12 protein-coding genes and 3 pseudogenes are annotated in these 16,178 nt (G+C 41.4%); 7 read left to right on the forward strand and 8 right to left on the reverse strand.

The window, feature by feature from the left end:
- Positions 1–381 precede the first annotated feature (381 nt).
- From EXN75_RS15535 to EXN75_RS17870, 7 genes are all read left to right on the forward strand, one after another.
- Positions 382–1,500: a helix-turn-helix domain-containing protein gene (locus EXN75_RS15535; RefSeq protein ID WP_134844507.1), complete on the forward strand. Its 1,119-nt coding sequence runs from the start codon at positions 382–384 to the stop codon at positions 1,498–1,500.
- 138 nt (positions 1,501–1,638) lie between these two features.
- Entirely contained in the window at positions 1,639–2,778 is a 1,140-nt protein-coding gene (locus EXN75_RS15540; protein ID WP_134844517.1) for a rhamnogalacturonan acetylesterase, read from the forward strand.
- A 245-nt stretch (positions 2,779–3,023) separates the two neighbouring features.
- Positions 3,024–6,254: a SusC/RagA family TonB-linked outer membrane protein gene (locus EXN75_RS15545; protein WP_134844508.1), complete on the forward strand. Its 3,231-nt coding sequence runs from the start codon at positions 3,024–3,026 to the stop codon at positions 6,252–6,254.
- A gap of 21 nt (positions 6,255–6,275) precedes the next feature.
- A complete protein-coding gene (locus EXN75_RS15550) occupies positions 6,276–7,904 on the forward strand; it encodes a RagB/SusD family nutrient uptake outer membrane protein (RefSeq protein ID WP_134844509.1) in 1,629 nt (542 codons plus the stop codon).
- A 34-nt stretch (positions 7,905–7,938) separates the two neighbouring features.
- Entirely contained in the window at positions 7,939–9,102 is a 1,164-nt protein-coding gene (locus EXN75_RS15555; protein ID WP_134844510.1) for a TlpA disulfide reductase family protein, read from the forward strand.
- A 137-nt stretch (positions 9,103–9,239) separates the two neighbouring features.
- Entirely contained in the window at positions 9,240–10,283 is a 1,044-nt protein-coding gene (locus tag EXN75_RS15560) for an alcohol dehydrogenase (RefSeq protein ID WP_134844511.1), read from the forward strand.
- A 3-nt stretch (positions 10,284–10,286) separates the two neighbouring features.
- Complete coding sequence (locus EXN75_RS17870) at positions 10,287–10,460, forward strand: DUF3408 domain-containing protein (RefSeq protein ID WP_167639555.1); 174 nt, start codon at positions 10,287–10,289, stop codon at positions 10,458–10,460.
- Here the strand turns inward: EXN75_RS17870 and EXN75_RS15565 are convergent.
- The 8 genes and pseudogenes from EXN75_RS15565 to EXN75_RS15595 all read right to left on the reverse strand — a co-directional run.
- Positions 10,447–11,925 carry an ATP-binding protein gene (locus EXN75_RS15565; RefSeq protein ID WP_134844512.1) on the reverse strand — a complete coding sequence of 493 codons (1,479 nt, stop codon included), beginning with the start codon at positions 11,923–11,925 and terminating at the stop codon, positions 10,447–10,449. The genes EXN75_RS17870 and EXN75_RS15565 overlap by 14 nt on opposite strands.
- A 411-nt stretch (positions 11,926–12,336) precedes the next feature.
- Positions 12,337–12,789 carry a hypothetical protein gene (locus EXN75_RS15570; protein ID WP_134844513.1) on the reverse strand — a complete coding sequence of 151 codons (453 nt, stop codon included), beginning with the start codon at positions 12,787–12,789 and terminating at the stop codon, positions 12,337–12,339.
- 121 nt (positions 12,790–12,910) lie between these two features.
- Positions 12,911–13,210: pseudogene (locus tag EXN75_RS15575) on the reverse strand (hypothetical protein); the annotation flags it as partial.
- A gap of 10 nt (positions 13,211–13,220) precedes the next feature.
- Entirely contained in the window at positions 13,221–13,895 is a 675-nt protein-coding gene (locus tag EXN75_RS18700) for a hypothetical protein (protein ID WP_408005973.1), read from the reverse strand.
- A 31-nt stretch (positions 13,896–13,926) separates the two neighbouring features.
- Positions 13,927–14,124, reverse strand: a pseudogene (locus EXN75_RS15580) (hypothetical protein); the annotation flags it as partial.
- A 113-nt stretch (positions 14,125–14,237) separates the two neighbouring features.
- Positions 14,238–14,603, reverse strand: coding sequence for a hypothetical protein (locus EXN75_RS15585; RefSeq protein ID WP_134844515.1), 366 nt, complete (start codon positions 14,601–14,603; stop codon positions 14,238–14,240).
- Positions 14,590–15,003, reverse strand: a complete 414-nt coding sequence (locus EXN75_RS15590; protein ID WP_187349104.1) for a hypothetical protein — start codon at positions 15,001–15,003, stop codon at positions 14,590–14,592. The genes EXN75_RS15585 and EXN75_RS15590 overlap by 14 nt, the downstream gene beginning before the upstream one ends.
- Positions 15,004–15,652: 649 nt before the next feature.
- A pseudogene (locus tag EXN75_RS15595) lies at positions 15,653–15,999 on the reverse strand (hypothetical protein); the annotation flags it as partial.
- Positions 16,000–16,178 lie beyond the last annotated feature (179 nt).

A 16,178-nucleotide genomic window follows, 5' to 3' on the forward strand; every position in this document is an offset into this window, starting at 1 on the left:
CGCTTTATGGGGTAAGGGGATTTTGTGTCTGCGACATTTCTGTTGTGCAAGAAATATGTACAATAAAATGAATTTTGTCGCTTTGCAAGCAAAATCCCACTAAACCCTATAGGTTGCGGATTTGAGGGAGATAACTTATTTTTTTGTACTTTTGCAAACAGGGTAGTTGAAAAACTATGCCTATAAACATCATATAGATTCAACAAAAAGTGATAGAAACCTAATGACGATCTTCAAAATAATCAAGATCTAAGGACTTTTAGTAGATTATGTACGTCTAATATATACTCTCTGTTCGTATGGCAATCAGATTGCTATGTGAATCAAAGTTTGCTAAAAGTAAGTGATGATAATTTATGGATTTAATAAAAGCTGTTTATTATGGAGTTACTGGAAAAATATTTCGCAGAACTGATTCAGTGTGTCGATGCCAGTTATCTGGTGATAGGCATTATCCTGGTGTTCCTGAGTGTACCGGATACTGCAGACTATGCCCCTTATCGTAAGGCAAAATATTTCTTGGCATCAGCATTTTTTGTTATGTTCATCAACCTGTATCTTTGGTTGGAAATCTTTTCCTCGCAAGATTGGGAGGCGCTCAATTCCATCATTGCCTGTATGGACATCAGCCTGTTTTTCCTGACATGTATATGCTTTGCTTATTCGTTTGCCTCGTTGCTGGATTCGCAATATATCAATAAAAAGAGGATGCTGAAGGATTTCGGGTGTTGGATATTGACGGTTTCCATTTCCTGGATTAGCCTATGGGAGCCTTTGGTGCCTTATGCCAATTATCTGTATATCATTTCCACCCTGATTTTCTGTAGTATCGTGGTAAGATACATGTTCCATTTCCAGTTTATCTATAGGAAGAAAAGGGAACAGTTGGATAATTACTTCTCCGATGATAATATGCAGCGCTTCATGTTCTGGACGAAGAAAAGCCTCTTTTTCCTGTGCCTCTTGGGTGTCTTTGCCTATCTCACTCTCTTCTTCGGAATCTATTTCAATTATGCCTACCAGGTGTATATCGTCAGTGTCAATCTCTATATCGTCATCTCTTTTATCAATTACCGCCCATATTATGGCACGCTCAATTTAGCTTCAGTGGTGAATGATGAAATAGAAAACTATTCCAGCCAGAAACAGGAAACTTCCAAGTTGGAGAATTATGAGAATCTCTTTGGAGCACGATTGCAACAGTGGGTGGATGATAAGAAGTATCTCTCATCCCAGTTGACCATCGACAGTCTGGCTTCCGAAATGGGCACCAATAAGGTTTATCTTTCCCGTTATATCAATGGGAAACATGCCGTCAACTTCAGTACCTGGGTTACCACCTTGCGCATCAAGGAGGCACAGGTCTATATGTTGGCTCATCCCGGTGCCACATTGGAAGAAGTAGCTTATCATGTCGGTTTCTCTTCTGCTTCCTATTTCTCCCGTGTCTTCTCCCGCATCGTCAAGACGAGTCCTACAATATGGCGAAGTAATATCTGAACAATATGCAAAAAATGAGCGGAAAAACTAATGTTTTTGAAAAAGATATTGTACTTTTGTAGCCAAATTAACAAATAACTAAAACATATAATGAAGAAACAAACGAAATGGCTACTCGCTGGCATGATGATGCTGGCGATGTCCGCAAATGTGAAAGCCCAGACTTTCGACGTAGATCTGAGTAAGCAAAATCCTAAAAGTTACGCTGTGGAAGTGCCTGATGGCAACTACAAGGTGACGGTTGTCCTCGGCTCCAAGAAAAAGGCAGCCAAGACGGTGGTGCGTGCTGAAGCCAGAAGACTCATGGTGGATGAAATCTCTACCAAGAAGGGTAAATTCCAGACCATCCAGTTTATCGTCAACAAGCGTTCACCTAAGATTTCTGATAAGATGAACGTACGTATCAAACCTCGTGAGAAGGGCACACCTGACTGGGATGACAAGCTGACTCTTGACTTCTATGGTGCTGCTCCTGCCGTAAAACAGGTGAAGATAGAGCGTGACACGACTGCCACAACCATCTTCCTCTGTGGTAACTCAACCGTAGTGGATCAGGCTCATGAACCATACGCCAGTTGGGGGCAGATGATTCCACGCTGGTTTGGTCCGGAAGTAGCTATTTCCAATCATGCAGAGAGCGGATTGACAGCCGGTTCCTTCTTAGCTTCCAACCGTCTGGAGAAAGTATTGGCCATGATGAAAAAGGGCGACTATGTGATTTGTGAGTTCGGACACAACGACCAGAAAGAGAAGACTCCAGGAAGTGGAGCCTGGTATAATTTCTCCTACAATCTGAAGCTGTATATAGATAAGGTACGCGCTAAGGGTGGAAACATCATCTTTGTGACCCCTACCCAGCGCCGTTTCTTTGACAAAGCTACCCGCAGCAAAATACAGGAAACGCATGGCGACTATCCTGATGCCATGAGAGCTGTGGCAAAAAGAGAGGGTGTGCCTGTCATCGAACTTCATGATATGACCCGTACATTCTTCGAGACTTTGGGTTATGAGAACAGTAAGAAATCGCTGGTTCACTATCCAGCCAACACTTATCCTAATCAGCCGAAGGCATTAGAGGATAATACCCACTTCAATCCATACGGAGCCTATGAGGTGGCCAAGATGGTGGTGATGGGAATGAAGCAGCTCCATCTGCCATTCCTGAAATATCTCCGTCCAGACTGGCAGGATTTCAATCCAGCCCAGCCTGATGACTTCAATAAGTTCCTCTGGTATCCATCCACAGACCTGGATGTTACCAAGCCAGATGGAAACTAAAGATGTTCCGTTAACTCAGCGTCATCCGATGAAGAAAATCAAATGAGAATAAATATAAGCCGGTTCTTTAAAGTGTATAAGAACCGGCTATTTTTTGTCTTTTTAGCTGCTATTCCTGCCTATTTTCCCCGAAATTTAAATATTTATGCAGATTTTCGTTAATTTTTTAGCAAATTGTTAGGTATATCAATGTTTTTTATTAAATTTGCAACATCAATATGAAGTTCAACTAACACATAGTTATTATGAAGAAGGAAAAAAGCCTGTTGCTCCTGATGGCAGCAGCTTCAGTGGGAGCAGTCCATGCTACCCCTCCTGCAAGCATGGGCGAAGAGATGAGTATTGTAAAAGTTCAAGAGAAAGGTCACACTTTTGTGAAAGGACGTGTTATTGATTCCGAAGGAAATCCTCTGGTAGGAGTTACCGTCAAGATTGAAGGCACCAGTTATGGCGTCATCACGGATGCTGACGGCAATTATATCCTGGAATTCCCTTCCATGTCTCATCCTAAAATCGTGTATTCGAGCATCGGTTTCAAGACGAAATCTATCGAATTCATGGGTGTGAAAGAACAGAACATGATGCTTGAACTGGATCATGTGGCTCTCGACGACCTCGTCGTAATTGGTTATGGCAGCAAGAGTCGCAAGGATGTGACCAGTGCCATCTCTACCGTTAACCAGGAACAGATCAGCAAGTTGGCTGCTACGATTCCTACTATCGACGGACTTCTTCAAGGTACCGTGAAGGGTGTATTGGCTACTACTGCCAATGGTGAACCGGGTTCTACTCTCAAGTTGAATATCCGTGGTATCACTTCTCCTTATCCAAAATCGGGTAAGGGCAACAACAACCAGCCTCTTTTCGTGATTGACGGTGTGCCTACCTTCATGGAGGATACTGGTATCAATCCGCTCATTAATATTTCTCCTAACGACATCGAAAGCATCGATGTGCTGAAAGATGCTGCTGCCACAGCCATCTACGGCTCTCGTGGTGCCAACGGTGTGGTCATCGTCAAGACGAAAAATGGTAAGCGCAATGAAAAGACCAAGGTAAGCTTCGGCTACACCTTCTCTTTCAGCAATCCTATTAAGAATTATGAACCGCTGAACACGGCTGAATACAAGAATGTACAGGACGAAATCCTGCGCAATACGGTAAACGGCATGAACAACGGCAGTTCGATGGTGGATATGTATGGTGTAGCCGACTATCTGAGCCAATTTGGTAACATCGGATATAATGCCGAGACGGGTGTCTATACATATAATGGACTCAATGAGAGTCTCTTTGGTACGACGAATACCAACTGGGCTAAGGAGGTGATCAACAAGAATGCGCCTACCCACCAGTATAATGTAGCCATCAGAGGTGGCAGCAACAGGACCAACTATTCATTCTCCTTCAACGGCATGAACCAGGAAGGTCTGCTCATCAACGACCGTATGGAAAGATATGGAGCCAGACTCTCTTTGGATTCTGAAATCAATAAGTATATCACCGTGGGTGGTGTGCTCGACTATACTTACTCTTCTCGCAAGAGCGGCAGCAACGATCCTGCATTGGGTTATGACAACGACTCATGGAAGACTCGCCCAGACCTGACCGTACGCGATGCAGACGGTAACCTGAATCGAGTAGATAAGTTTGGCGAATATGCAGATAGCTATATGGATGCAAGTCCGGTGGGCAAACTCCAGAGAAAGACCCAGTATGAGAACGACCAGTTCTCCGGAAATGCCTATATTGACATCAAGCCTATTGAAGGTCTTACCCTCCATGCTGATGCCAACATATCCCGTTTCATCTTCAGCAATAGCTATTTCTCTCCGAAAGTTTCCTTGCCGGAACAGTATGAGACAGAACCAACTTCTACGCTCGCAGAGGCTAACTATCGCAACACGAATACGTCTATCAACTTCCGTGCTGACTATAAATTCAAGATTACTGACGACCATCGCTTCGACGTGATGGCTGGTTATAGTGCTGACAGATACTGGAGCAAGGAACACGACCAGGCTTACAGCGGATTCCCTAATGACGATGTGCTCAACAATGCCAGTTCTGCAACTACCGTCAACAAGCCTATGGAGACTTATTCCAAGAGTGGACTCAATTCCCTCTATGGCCGTTTGAGCTATGATTATCTTTCACGTTATCTGCTCGACTTCAGTCTCCGTTCCGATGAGTCATCCAAGTTTGGTCCTGGCAACAAGCGTGGTACTTTCCCTGCACTCTCTTTGGCATGGCGCGTCAATCAGGAGCCTTTCATGGCATCAGTACAGGATGTGGATGATCTGAAACTCCGTCTGAGCTGGGGTAAGACCGGTTCTACCAATGTATCCGACTTCTCTTACATCCAGTATTTCAACTCCAATATCTATGGTGGACAGAGTGCCGTTACCTTAGCCACTACTTATCCTAACAAGGATATCAAGTGGGAGATGACTACTGAGTACAATGCCGGTGTTGACTTCTCGTTCTTCAATGGCAGACTGAACGGTAGCTTTGATATCTATCATCGTAAGACAGATGGCGCCTTGGCTCCAGCTCCTATCGCCTTGGAGTTTGGTATCGGTACATTCTACAGCAATATCCTCGACTTGACCAATAATGGTTTTGAGTTCTCTATCGGTGGAGATGTGGTTCGCACCAAGGATTTCACCTACAATACGATGCTCAGTATCTCATCCAACAAGAATAAGATAACCAAGCTCAATGGTTCTACACTCGACATGATTCACCAGGATCTCTACATGGAAGGTCATGCGATGGGAACCGTGAAGGGTTACAAGGTGGCTGGTATTTTCCAGAGTCAGAAACAGATTGATGAACTGAATTCTCAGGCACAGGCAAACGGATATGATTTCTATCAGAATGGTGCTCACGTAGGCGACTATATGTTTGTGGATACAGATGGCAACGGGTATATTACCGAGGCAGACCGTACGGCTATCGCCAATCCGGAGCCAAAGGTGTTCGGAGGTTGGTCTCATACCTTATCTTATAAGAACCTCACCCTGTCAATGCTCTTCCAGTATCAGTTTGGAGGTCATGCATACTACAGTACTATGCAGGAATCTGCAGCCGGTAGTCTGGGTCAGAGTATTCTGAGAGAAATGTACGGCAATACCTGGACACCGGATCGCACGGATGCCAAGTATGCTCAGCTGGTATGGTTGCCTGCAAACATGGACAATACAAATACCAACGACCGCTATGTATATTCCAACTCATATTTCCGTCTGAGAAATATCACGCTCTCCTATAATTTCGAGCCATCTCTTCTGGAGCGCCTGCACATCAGCGGAGCATCTGTGTTCTTCACAGCCACCAACCTGTTTACCATTACCAACTGGCCAGGTTTGGATCCAGACATGTCGGCAACAAATGCCTTCTTAAAGACTACAGAGAATAAGGACGTTTATCCAATGAGCCGTTCTTTCTCCATCGGTCTGAAATTACAATTCTAACTCATACAAAGACTGTAGATTATGAAACATATAAGATTTCAATTTCTTACGCTCCTTTCAGCCACAGCACTGACTCTTACATCGTGTGACCTGATAGGTAGCCTCGACGGCATCGAACCAGAACATGTGGTTACTGATGACAATTATATCACTGATGTCTCAACTGCACAGACGGCGCTCAATGGTGTCTATGCCTCATGGCGCAGCACGGGTGTATCTTACCTGCGCTATGGAATGTCGTCTATGGCTCATACCCAGACTCAGGCGATGGTGATGGGGGCGGATGAGTATGCTGACGAGAACATCGAAACCAATAACAGTAATGTGGAGTTGGCTTATACCGCCTACTACAATGTGATTAATACGGCCAATACCTTCCTGGTACATATCAATAAGAATATACCAGGACTGAGCGAGGAGAAACGTACAGAGATGATTGCAGAGGCTCGTTGCCAGCGTGCCTTGGCTTACCTTACTCTCCTGAAGTGCTTCGGAGAATATTGGAAGCAGGATTCACCATACGGTGTCTGCATTTTCCAGGACGAACTGGTAAGAGATAACCAACCACGCAAGCGTTCTACTGTGGCTGAAACTTACAAGTTGATATCTGACGATCTCGACTATGCCATTGCTCACTGTGAACAGCAGCCTGCAGATCATTATCACATGAGTTCCGTTTTCGCCAAGGCTTTGAAAGCGAAAATGTATATGGCTCAGGATAATTATGCTGAAGCTGCAAGACTGGCAGAGGAAGTGATTGGTGAGGCAGAAGCAGCTGGTTATGCTTTGGAAAGTGATTATCCCAAGATCTTCGACGAACAGTTTAATTCTCAGGAGATGCTCTTTGCTCCTTATACCGCCAATCCAAGTGAGTTGATGGACTCAAACTGGTATATGTTTTCTCCAGGTTCATTGCTCAAGAAGGTGGCAGATGATTTAGTTCCAGATGATGAAACAGGTGGAGATATTGTTATTCCAAACCCGGGAGATGGTGGGGACGTTGTTGTTCCAGATCCTGATGGTTCTTCAGATGGTAGTGCTTCTGGCGATGGTGGTGTTGTTATTCCTGGTGGCGATGGTGGAGTAGTAATTCCAGGCGGCGATGGAGGCGTAGTCATCCCTGGTGGTGATGGCAGTGATTTCCCATTCTTCCCAGGTGATGAAGATGTAGCTTCATACGATAAGCTATATACATGGGCCTATAAGGGAGATGCCATGAACGGTATTGGAAAATATAACAAGTTGACTCCTGAAATGTTCTATGCTGACTCTTATTACTTCATGCGCCTTGCCGAAGTTTATTATATCGCTGCCGAAGCAGAGGCTCGTCAGGGTCAGTATGCTAAGGCTCGTACGCTCTTGACTACAGTCATCGAACGTGCTGGATATACGGAGGACGATGTGAACGCCATTGCCGACGGCGATCTGCTGGGCGAAATCCTCAAGCATAAGTTGGTGGACATCAGTAATGAGAATTTCGAGGAATGGTTTGACCTCTGCCGTTACAAACGTAAGGGCGGTTTCGAAGGCTGGACTGAAGACGAGAAAGCTGAGTTGCCAACATTCAGAAGAAACCTGCTCCCAATTCCAAAGGCATCTATGGGTGCCAACAATCTGTTGGAGCAGAATCCGGAATATGTAAACAACTAATTTTAGAATAATATTTGAACATTATCAAAAGAACATGATGAAATTGAGAAATTCAATGATGACCATTGCTGGCTTAATGCTGGCAATGGTGACTAATGCCCAGAATTTTGTACTGAAAGGTACGGTGAAGGGTAACGTGGAAGGCTGCACCGTTATGCTGCAGAAATATGATATCGATAAGGTGAGCAACCTGGACAGTGCTACTATCAAGAACGGCGAGTTTGTGCTCAAGGGGGATGTGAATCAGCCTGAACAATACCAGATGGTCATCGATATGAATGAACCGGGCGTGGCAGAACCTGACTATCAGAAGATTTTCGCCAGTCGTATCTATATCGAAAACAAGCCAATGACTTATGATGTAGATCTTACTGGTTTCCCTACTGAGAAGGACATGAGCATGATTACACCTGTCATCAAGGGTTCTGCGACACAGGATACCTATCAGGCTTATCTCGACCTGATGACTCCTATCCAGGATAAACTGCATAGCCTGAACGACAGTATCAACAACTGTAAGGTTCTGGCACAGAGAGTGGCCTTAGCAAAGGAGGCTATCCAGCTGATGGACGATATGCGCCAGCAAACCAGCAAGTTTATCCAGGATCATACCAGTTCATTGGTAGCTTTCGATTTGCTCAATGAGAGTTTTTCAGCCCTTCCAACTCCTTATACCTCAGCGGAAATCGATGAGATGATGGGTTGGTTGAAGAATGATTGGAGCAATTCACCTCAGTATCCAATGCTGCAGGCACAGTCTGAAATGGCGAAGCATACAGCCGTAGGCAACCGCTTCATCGATGGTACGCTTCTCACTCCTCAGGGCAAGCAGGTGAAATTGTCTTCCCTTATCAAGAAGGGCGAATATACCATGTTGGAGTTTTGGGCATCCTGGTGTCATCCTTGCCGTCAGGAGATTCCTCATCTCAAGGAGGTACATGAGAAGTACAAGGATTTCAATATCATCAGCATTTCCGTAGATGAAAGAGATGAAGACTGGAAGAAGGCAATGGCGAAGGAAGGTATGAACTGGACCCAGTTGCGCAACCCAGAAGGTTTCGGTGGTATGGTGATGGGAGAGTATGGCATCAATGGTATTCCTGCTTGTCTGATTCTGGACAAGAATGGTAATTTCTACAAGACCAATATGCGTGGTGCATTCCTTGATGCATTCCTCTATGATTATTACAAAAGATAAGATATAGAATAAGTTTCTTATCTTGTAAGTAAAAGTATTCATAAATAAGAGAAAGTTTCGCTCCGTACTTGGAACGAAACTTTCTTTTTAGGTGTGATAAACTATCATTTTTTGACAATTTTCAACTTATCATCATAATGAAAGCATTTACTTATATTAAACAAGGTGTATTTGGCTTCACCGAAAAGGAGAAACCTATCCTGATAGATGAACACGATGCCATCGTGAGAGTAACCATGAGCAGTATCTGTACCAGCGATCTGCATATCAAGCATGGTTCTGTTCCTCGTGCCGTTCCCGGAATTACTGTGGGACATGAAATGGTGGGTGTCGTAGATGAAGTAGGGGAGAAAGTAACTCATGTGAAACCGGGCGATAGAGTAACTGTGAATGTGGAAACATACTGCGGTGAATGCTTCTACTGCCAACATGGATATGTGAACAATTGTACTTCTCCTCATGGCGGTTGGGCTTTGGGCTGTCGTATCGATGGCGGGCAGACCGAATATGTAAGGGTTCCTTATGCCACCACGGGCTTAAACAGGATTCCTGACAATGTAAGTGATGAGCAGGCACTCTTTGTTGGTGATATCCTTGCCACAGGTTTCTGGGCAACAAGGATTTCTGAAATCAAGGAAGAAGATACAGTTTTGATTATCGGAGCAGGACCTACGGGAGTGTGCTGTTTGCTTTGCACGTTGTTGAAGAATCCGCAGAAAATCATCGTTTGCGAGAAGTCTGAAGCCAGAAGAGCTTTTATCAGGGAGCATTATCCGCAGGTTTTGGTGGTAGAACCAGAGGATTGCGAGGCTTTTGTCAAGGAACAGAGTTTGCACGGTGGTGCGGATGTGGTGATGGAGGTAGCAGGCGGTCCTGATACTTTCCAGTTGGCATGGCAATGTGCCCGTCCTAATGCGATAGTTACCATTGTGGCGATGTACGATAAACCTCAGCTCTTACCTCTCCCAGATATGTATGGCAAAAATCTCATCTTCAAGACTGGCGGTGTAGATGGTTGTGATTGCGAGGAAATCCTGCATCTGATATCTCAGGGCAGGATAGACACCACTCCTCTCATCACCCACCATTTCCCTCTTTCAAAAATCGAAGAAGCCTACGATATCTTTGAAAACAGAAAGGATGGAGTCATTAAAATAGCGATATATCCGGATGCGAAATAATAAATGGGAAAAGACATATTAGATTTTAATAATTATCAACTTACAGTCATCATCGAGAACATCGTGCGCCATCACCTAAGCCTCTATGATGAGGACTTCGAGGCATATATAAAAGGCAAGTGGCTAACCCATACTAATGGATATAACCACCTGCCTCTATCGCTTATATTCTTTTGAAGAATCCTTCATATTCGTCATCCAAGATTTTCCAAACACCATTTTTGCGACCTCCCTCTCTTACAATTAGTTTTTGGTCAGAAAGCTGCTTGAGGTATCGCTGTACTTGTCGTAAGGAAACTCCCATATTCTCTGACATTTGCGCAGCACTGATTTGTGGCATCTGAGAAATTAACTTATAAATTTGTCGTTGAGCTTTTGCAAATTCTTTTGTGACATTTGCTTTTCCTTTTACGACATCATCTGTTTCTTTTACGACGTCTTTTACGACATTATTTGCTTCTTTTATGACATGAGGGTTGTCTTTTACGACATCCACCCCATAATTGAGATTCCATAGAGTAACATGAAATTCCGTCGCATTGGAACTGAACTCTGGCGCATGATAGTTCTCTAATGTCTCAAAACGCTTATATTCATCAATTATCTTTTTCATACCACTGCCTCTACGTTCCATGAGTTTCAAGCGATGGAAAAAGTCTGCAAGTAAAGGGTTGCGACGTTTCGATGGTACAGTCAGTGGATTAAGTTGTTGTATCAATCGTCCATCAAACATGCCACCAGGGGAATACACTTCCATGCGATCGTCATACATGTCTATATGTATTTCACTGCCAAGCTCCATGTAATCACGATGAATGATGGCATTACATATCACTTCGGTTACGGCACGCTCTGGATAATCTGGCAGTTCTTCTCGATATTCAGCTTCTTTCCACCATCTTCTGTGAGAGTTGTTTCTCACAAAAGCAACAGCATCTTGCAATTGACTGATGACACTACCTTCCAATTCGGCATCATCCAAAGCCTCCCCCAAACCACTCGTCATGTCAAGTCCATTCCATCGTGTGCAGAAAATACGAGAATGGCGTATAGGGGAATCATCTGCCAACAAAGCCCCAGCATTGGTTAGTTTTCCGTCATTGTCTACTATTCCCCATGAAACGAAATCTCTATCATCAAACGATTGGTTCAATCGCTTAAAATGAACAGATTTGAGCTTGGAGAAAGACATATCCTCAAACTTGTATGGTGATGGAATAGCATCGAATGAACGGTCAGCACCTCTCATAACAAGGCTTTTCAATTGAAGCCTGTCGGCTACCACAGATTCATTGCCAACCCTTACAAATGCCAATCGTTGCTTGTCACCTATATAATAATATGGTGTCTCTTGTCCTTTATGGACATGAAGTAGCACAAGCTTCTTGCCATCCACTTCCTTAAATTCGAGGTTGACAGCAGGTATAGGGTCAAGTTTTGTTTTTATCTCCTCACTTATTCTCTCTGCATCACCTTCAGCATCAGCAAGTCCTACCACTTGGTCATCGTCACTGATACCAAATACCAATGTTCCGCCCTCACCATTGGCAAAGGCAGAAACACTTTTTAGCCAACTCTTAGGTCGCTTGACTTCGAGTTGTTGCTTCTTATCGTAAGCAGTTGCTTCGCCTATTAAAGTCATCCTTATTTCTGCAACACTATAATTTAATGTTTTTTATAAGCACCTGAGCAACAATAGGTTGCTCAGGATTTTGCCATGTCAGAAATTTCACTTATTTTAGTGTTGCTTTTAAAAACAAATAAAACTCTGAATGACATGGCAAAAGTACAAATAAAATCCGAGAAACTCACCCCTTTTGGAGGAATATTTTCGATTATGGAGCAATTTGATGCTCTTCTGGCATAGTCCCACTACATCCTATAAGGTTGCGGATTTGAGGGATTAAAGAAACTTGCTCAAGAAGGCATGATTCAGAGCGAAGTAGAATTGACGAATTATTCGAAGAGTAAGTATAATTACTTTCCTATACCATCATTTTTTCTTCTGGTTCTTATTCCAGTGGTGATTAATTCCACCATAAGTTTAATCACATTATTGATACATCACATTGCTACCTTTTTCTATTTGAAAAATTTGATATTTAGAATCATAACTATATGAAATCATGAAATATAGACTCCCCTTATCATTCACATAATAACTAGATGTCTTATATACTCCATCTCTTTCTTTCTTTATTATTATTTTGTATTTTGTTTCATAACTTGTTACATTTAATATAGTATCTTTAAGTGTTGAAAAAAACAAAATAGAATCAGAAGAAGCAAAGTATTCTCCATTTTTATAAAAGAAATGATCTACGACACCATTACTTTTAGTTGATTCTATTACTATTTCTTTTTTGGAATATGTTATTAAGAAAGATGATTCTTCATTAGAAGATAATCGTTTCCTATTTCCATGACATGATGATAGCAGCATCAATAAAGCTGCTGCTACTATCATTATTAAAGCAAAACTATTAATTTCCAAAAACTTTTTCATATTTCTTTTGCTCACTGTTAAACACTTTTTTATAGATGGGTATTTATTTATCAATTCTTTTTTTACTTGATTATAATTTGAAACCCCCACATGCTTTTTATCTTGCTTCGCTAAAGATTTGGAAGGAGATTCCCTGCGGAGCGCCATTGATATATACGCCCTCCATTGTACCGTAACTCTTCATGATGCGTTCACCAGCAGCATTGTAAGTGTAACGACTCGTCTTGCCATTATCAGAGAGTACCATCAAGCGGTTGTCTTCATCCCAATACATCTCACGGGTAGTATTCGTCGAATCGTTCGTTACCAGCGTTGGATTACCGTTGGCATCGTATGTGTAATGATCGTGACCAATCTGCGTTGGAGCCGTCGGATGGTTACTGTCCTCATACTTATAAGCAAAGTTATTACCCTTGGCTGTGTCGTTGTAACTACCAAAAAGTTGCCCCTTCAACCTCTCGAATTTTAGTCATAGGAATATAATTGACTAATAGTATATTCCGAAGAGAATCATAATGTACATTCCATTGCTTCTCCCTCTCTTCTTTAATATCTTTTATATCTATCCAGTCCGTTTCATTTGAATTATGAAAAATTAGCTCAATGGGGGAATAATGAGATACGTCTGAATTACTATAAAAATAGCGGAAAGATACCTTTCTTAAAATATTTTCCAAAGAAACAATTTTCTTTAGATGGAGGCTTTCTATGTCTTGAGAGTATAAAGTTATCGTTACACTTGTCTGCCCATTTGGAGCTAAAATTACATCGTTCTTACCCATAGTAAGTTTTTGATCTAGAAGATTATTAAAATAATGAGTACCTATCCCCATCTTAATTCTAGAATGAAATGTATTATAACCATTAACCACATTAATCGGTACAAATAAAGTGTCAGATGTATTATTCTTAATCATGTATTTAAATTGTATTACCCGAGGATAATTTTCAGCAAAAAAACTATTATTGAATGTTGGGAGAGGATAATTATCAATGACTTCGAAGAGCCATGCATCAACCTGATTACTTTTTGTTTTCGAACAACCAAACAAGATTACAACTATAAAGCTTATTATTAATATTTTAGTGTAACTGATATTCTGCATTGTTTCTTTCTAATTTTTTATATAAACTTTTAAATTGTGGAGTTGTCTGCTCATACCCGATACTGATATGGCCGCCGAAAGGAAGCGTCACGGAGCGCAGCATGTTCGTTCTGCCCGTAAGGTTACGGTAGACAATAAGCTGCTTTCCTCCGTCAGCAACAATAATATCTGGATGTCCGTCACCGTCAATGCCCCTCATCGCGGCCTCGGTATAGCTGACGCCGTCAGAAGCAAATCCTCCTTGAATGTAATCTTGCATTCCAGAAACCACACGAATATTTTTTTAATTCATAATAAGCAATGACCGTTTTTTGTAAAAGTCGTGCATACTCTGTAACTTTATTAGTATATTGCCCATTCCTTTAAGGAATCGGGAATAATGCTTACATCCAATTCCTTATATATTTTCCCTTCTGAATTAGTCTCAAAACATGATGTGTAACCTTTCCTGTCTCCTCCATTATTCGAAATAACATATATCATATTAGGCCTTAACCCCCTTACATAGATATACAAAGAATCATAGCATTTATTCTTTATAATGTCGTCTTTCCCATCTATACTTATTATCCTAATGCGCTTGAAGGTACCTTCTGGTATTAATTTTTGGGAAATAAAGTCATACCTAAATCTATTAGAATGAGTACAGCTTAGCATCAATAAAGCACCTATTAGGAATATATAAAACGATGTGTTATTTCTTATCATTTGCTTTACGAGACTCAACATATTCTTTCCATATTTTATCAATTATTCCTATTTTATATGAGTCTGATCTTTTTGAATGGAAAAGATTTCTTAAAAAACCAGATCCATACTTTTTATTTTTACTTAAGAATTTACTGAAGTCATAAAAGATAGCACGTCCTCTTTCCGCTTCATGTTCTAAAGTAGAGCCATCATGAGAACCGGCCTTAATATATGAATCTGCAAACATTCCTACATAATACTGGAGGCGATATTCATCTTTACTCGGAACGATAGCACTCCCATTTGAATTTTCTCTTGCTTTCAATAAAGTTAAATAGAGTTGATCTGCCAACTTATTACTTTGTATGATATGTTTAATGTGACCAACTTCATGGCTTGCTATGGCTAACCAATCCATGTATCTAAAGTTTTATTAGAATATTGCAGAGTTCTCTGTTTCAGGGAGTATTATGGCTTATAGGTCGTGTAAACCAACCAATTCCGAATAGCTTTGACATTATAAGCTTTATCATAGAAAATCGTTATTACGGGAACCTGCTTTATATCTATGTCGAATATTGAAGTTGAATACAAGTTTAAACTTTCTTTTTGTATCAGAATCCTATGCCGTCTAAATCTCCATCCTGTATATATTGAATCAGATAACTGAGTTACAGACATGAGCAGTTCTTTATCTCCGCCGTAATCAGATGTGAAAACATTGTCGTGATCGCGATAATACTTTAAGACTTCTCTAGAGTATAGTCCTTTTTTTTCGATAATTGTTGTTGTGTCATTATTAACATCAAGCATAAAATATATAACATTGTCTATCGGCAACAAAATATGCTGACTTTTCGATTTACAACAACCCAATATGCTGATACTTGTAAGTATCATACCGATTTTAATAATGTTTTTTGTAATATTTAGAAGCATCATTGAAAATGGATTTTAATTTTTTTGTTTTGTCCGATTAACTCTGAAACCGTTTTATAGAACAACTTAGACCCTGGTAATTTCGGAGATCTTCTTATTAAATCATGATGTTCATCATTACCAGACAAATTCTTCCATATTTTTTCAGCAGCATTATAAGTGTAACGACTCGTCTTGCCATTATCAGAGAGTACCATCAAGCGGTTGTCTTCATCCCAGTACATCTCACGGGTAGTATTCGTAGAGTCATTTGTTACCAGCGTTGGATTACCGTTGACATCGTATGTGTAATGCTCATGCCCTATCTGCGTGGGAGCGGTGGGGTGATTGCTATCTTCGTACTTATACATGAAGTCGTAAGACTGTGCTGTCTTTGTGGAGTCCACCTTTTGAACCTTGGTAAGTGGCTCGCTCATGCGTCCAAAAGTCATCTGCATGTGTAACTTGCCTGCTTGGCTTTACCACTTGTATATATTTTACTACACATTTTTCATTATTGTTTATGAGCAGATATTATGGTGTACGAAATCCCATTCAGCAAGGAATATTGGATCAATCCTTTTTCTTTATCCCATATCACACCCTTTAGGCCAATGTGAGGTTGATCTCCTTTATTTCGTTCCATTTTCTTGATATCCATGCTAATACAATTTT

Origin of the sequence: Segatella hominis, assembly GCF_004535825.1 — a bacterium.
GTDB classification, from domain to species: domain Bacteria; phylum Bacteroidota; class Bacteroidia; order Bacteroidales; family Bacteroidaceae; genus Prevotella; species Prevotella hominis.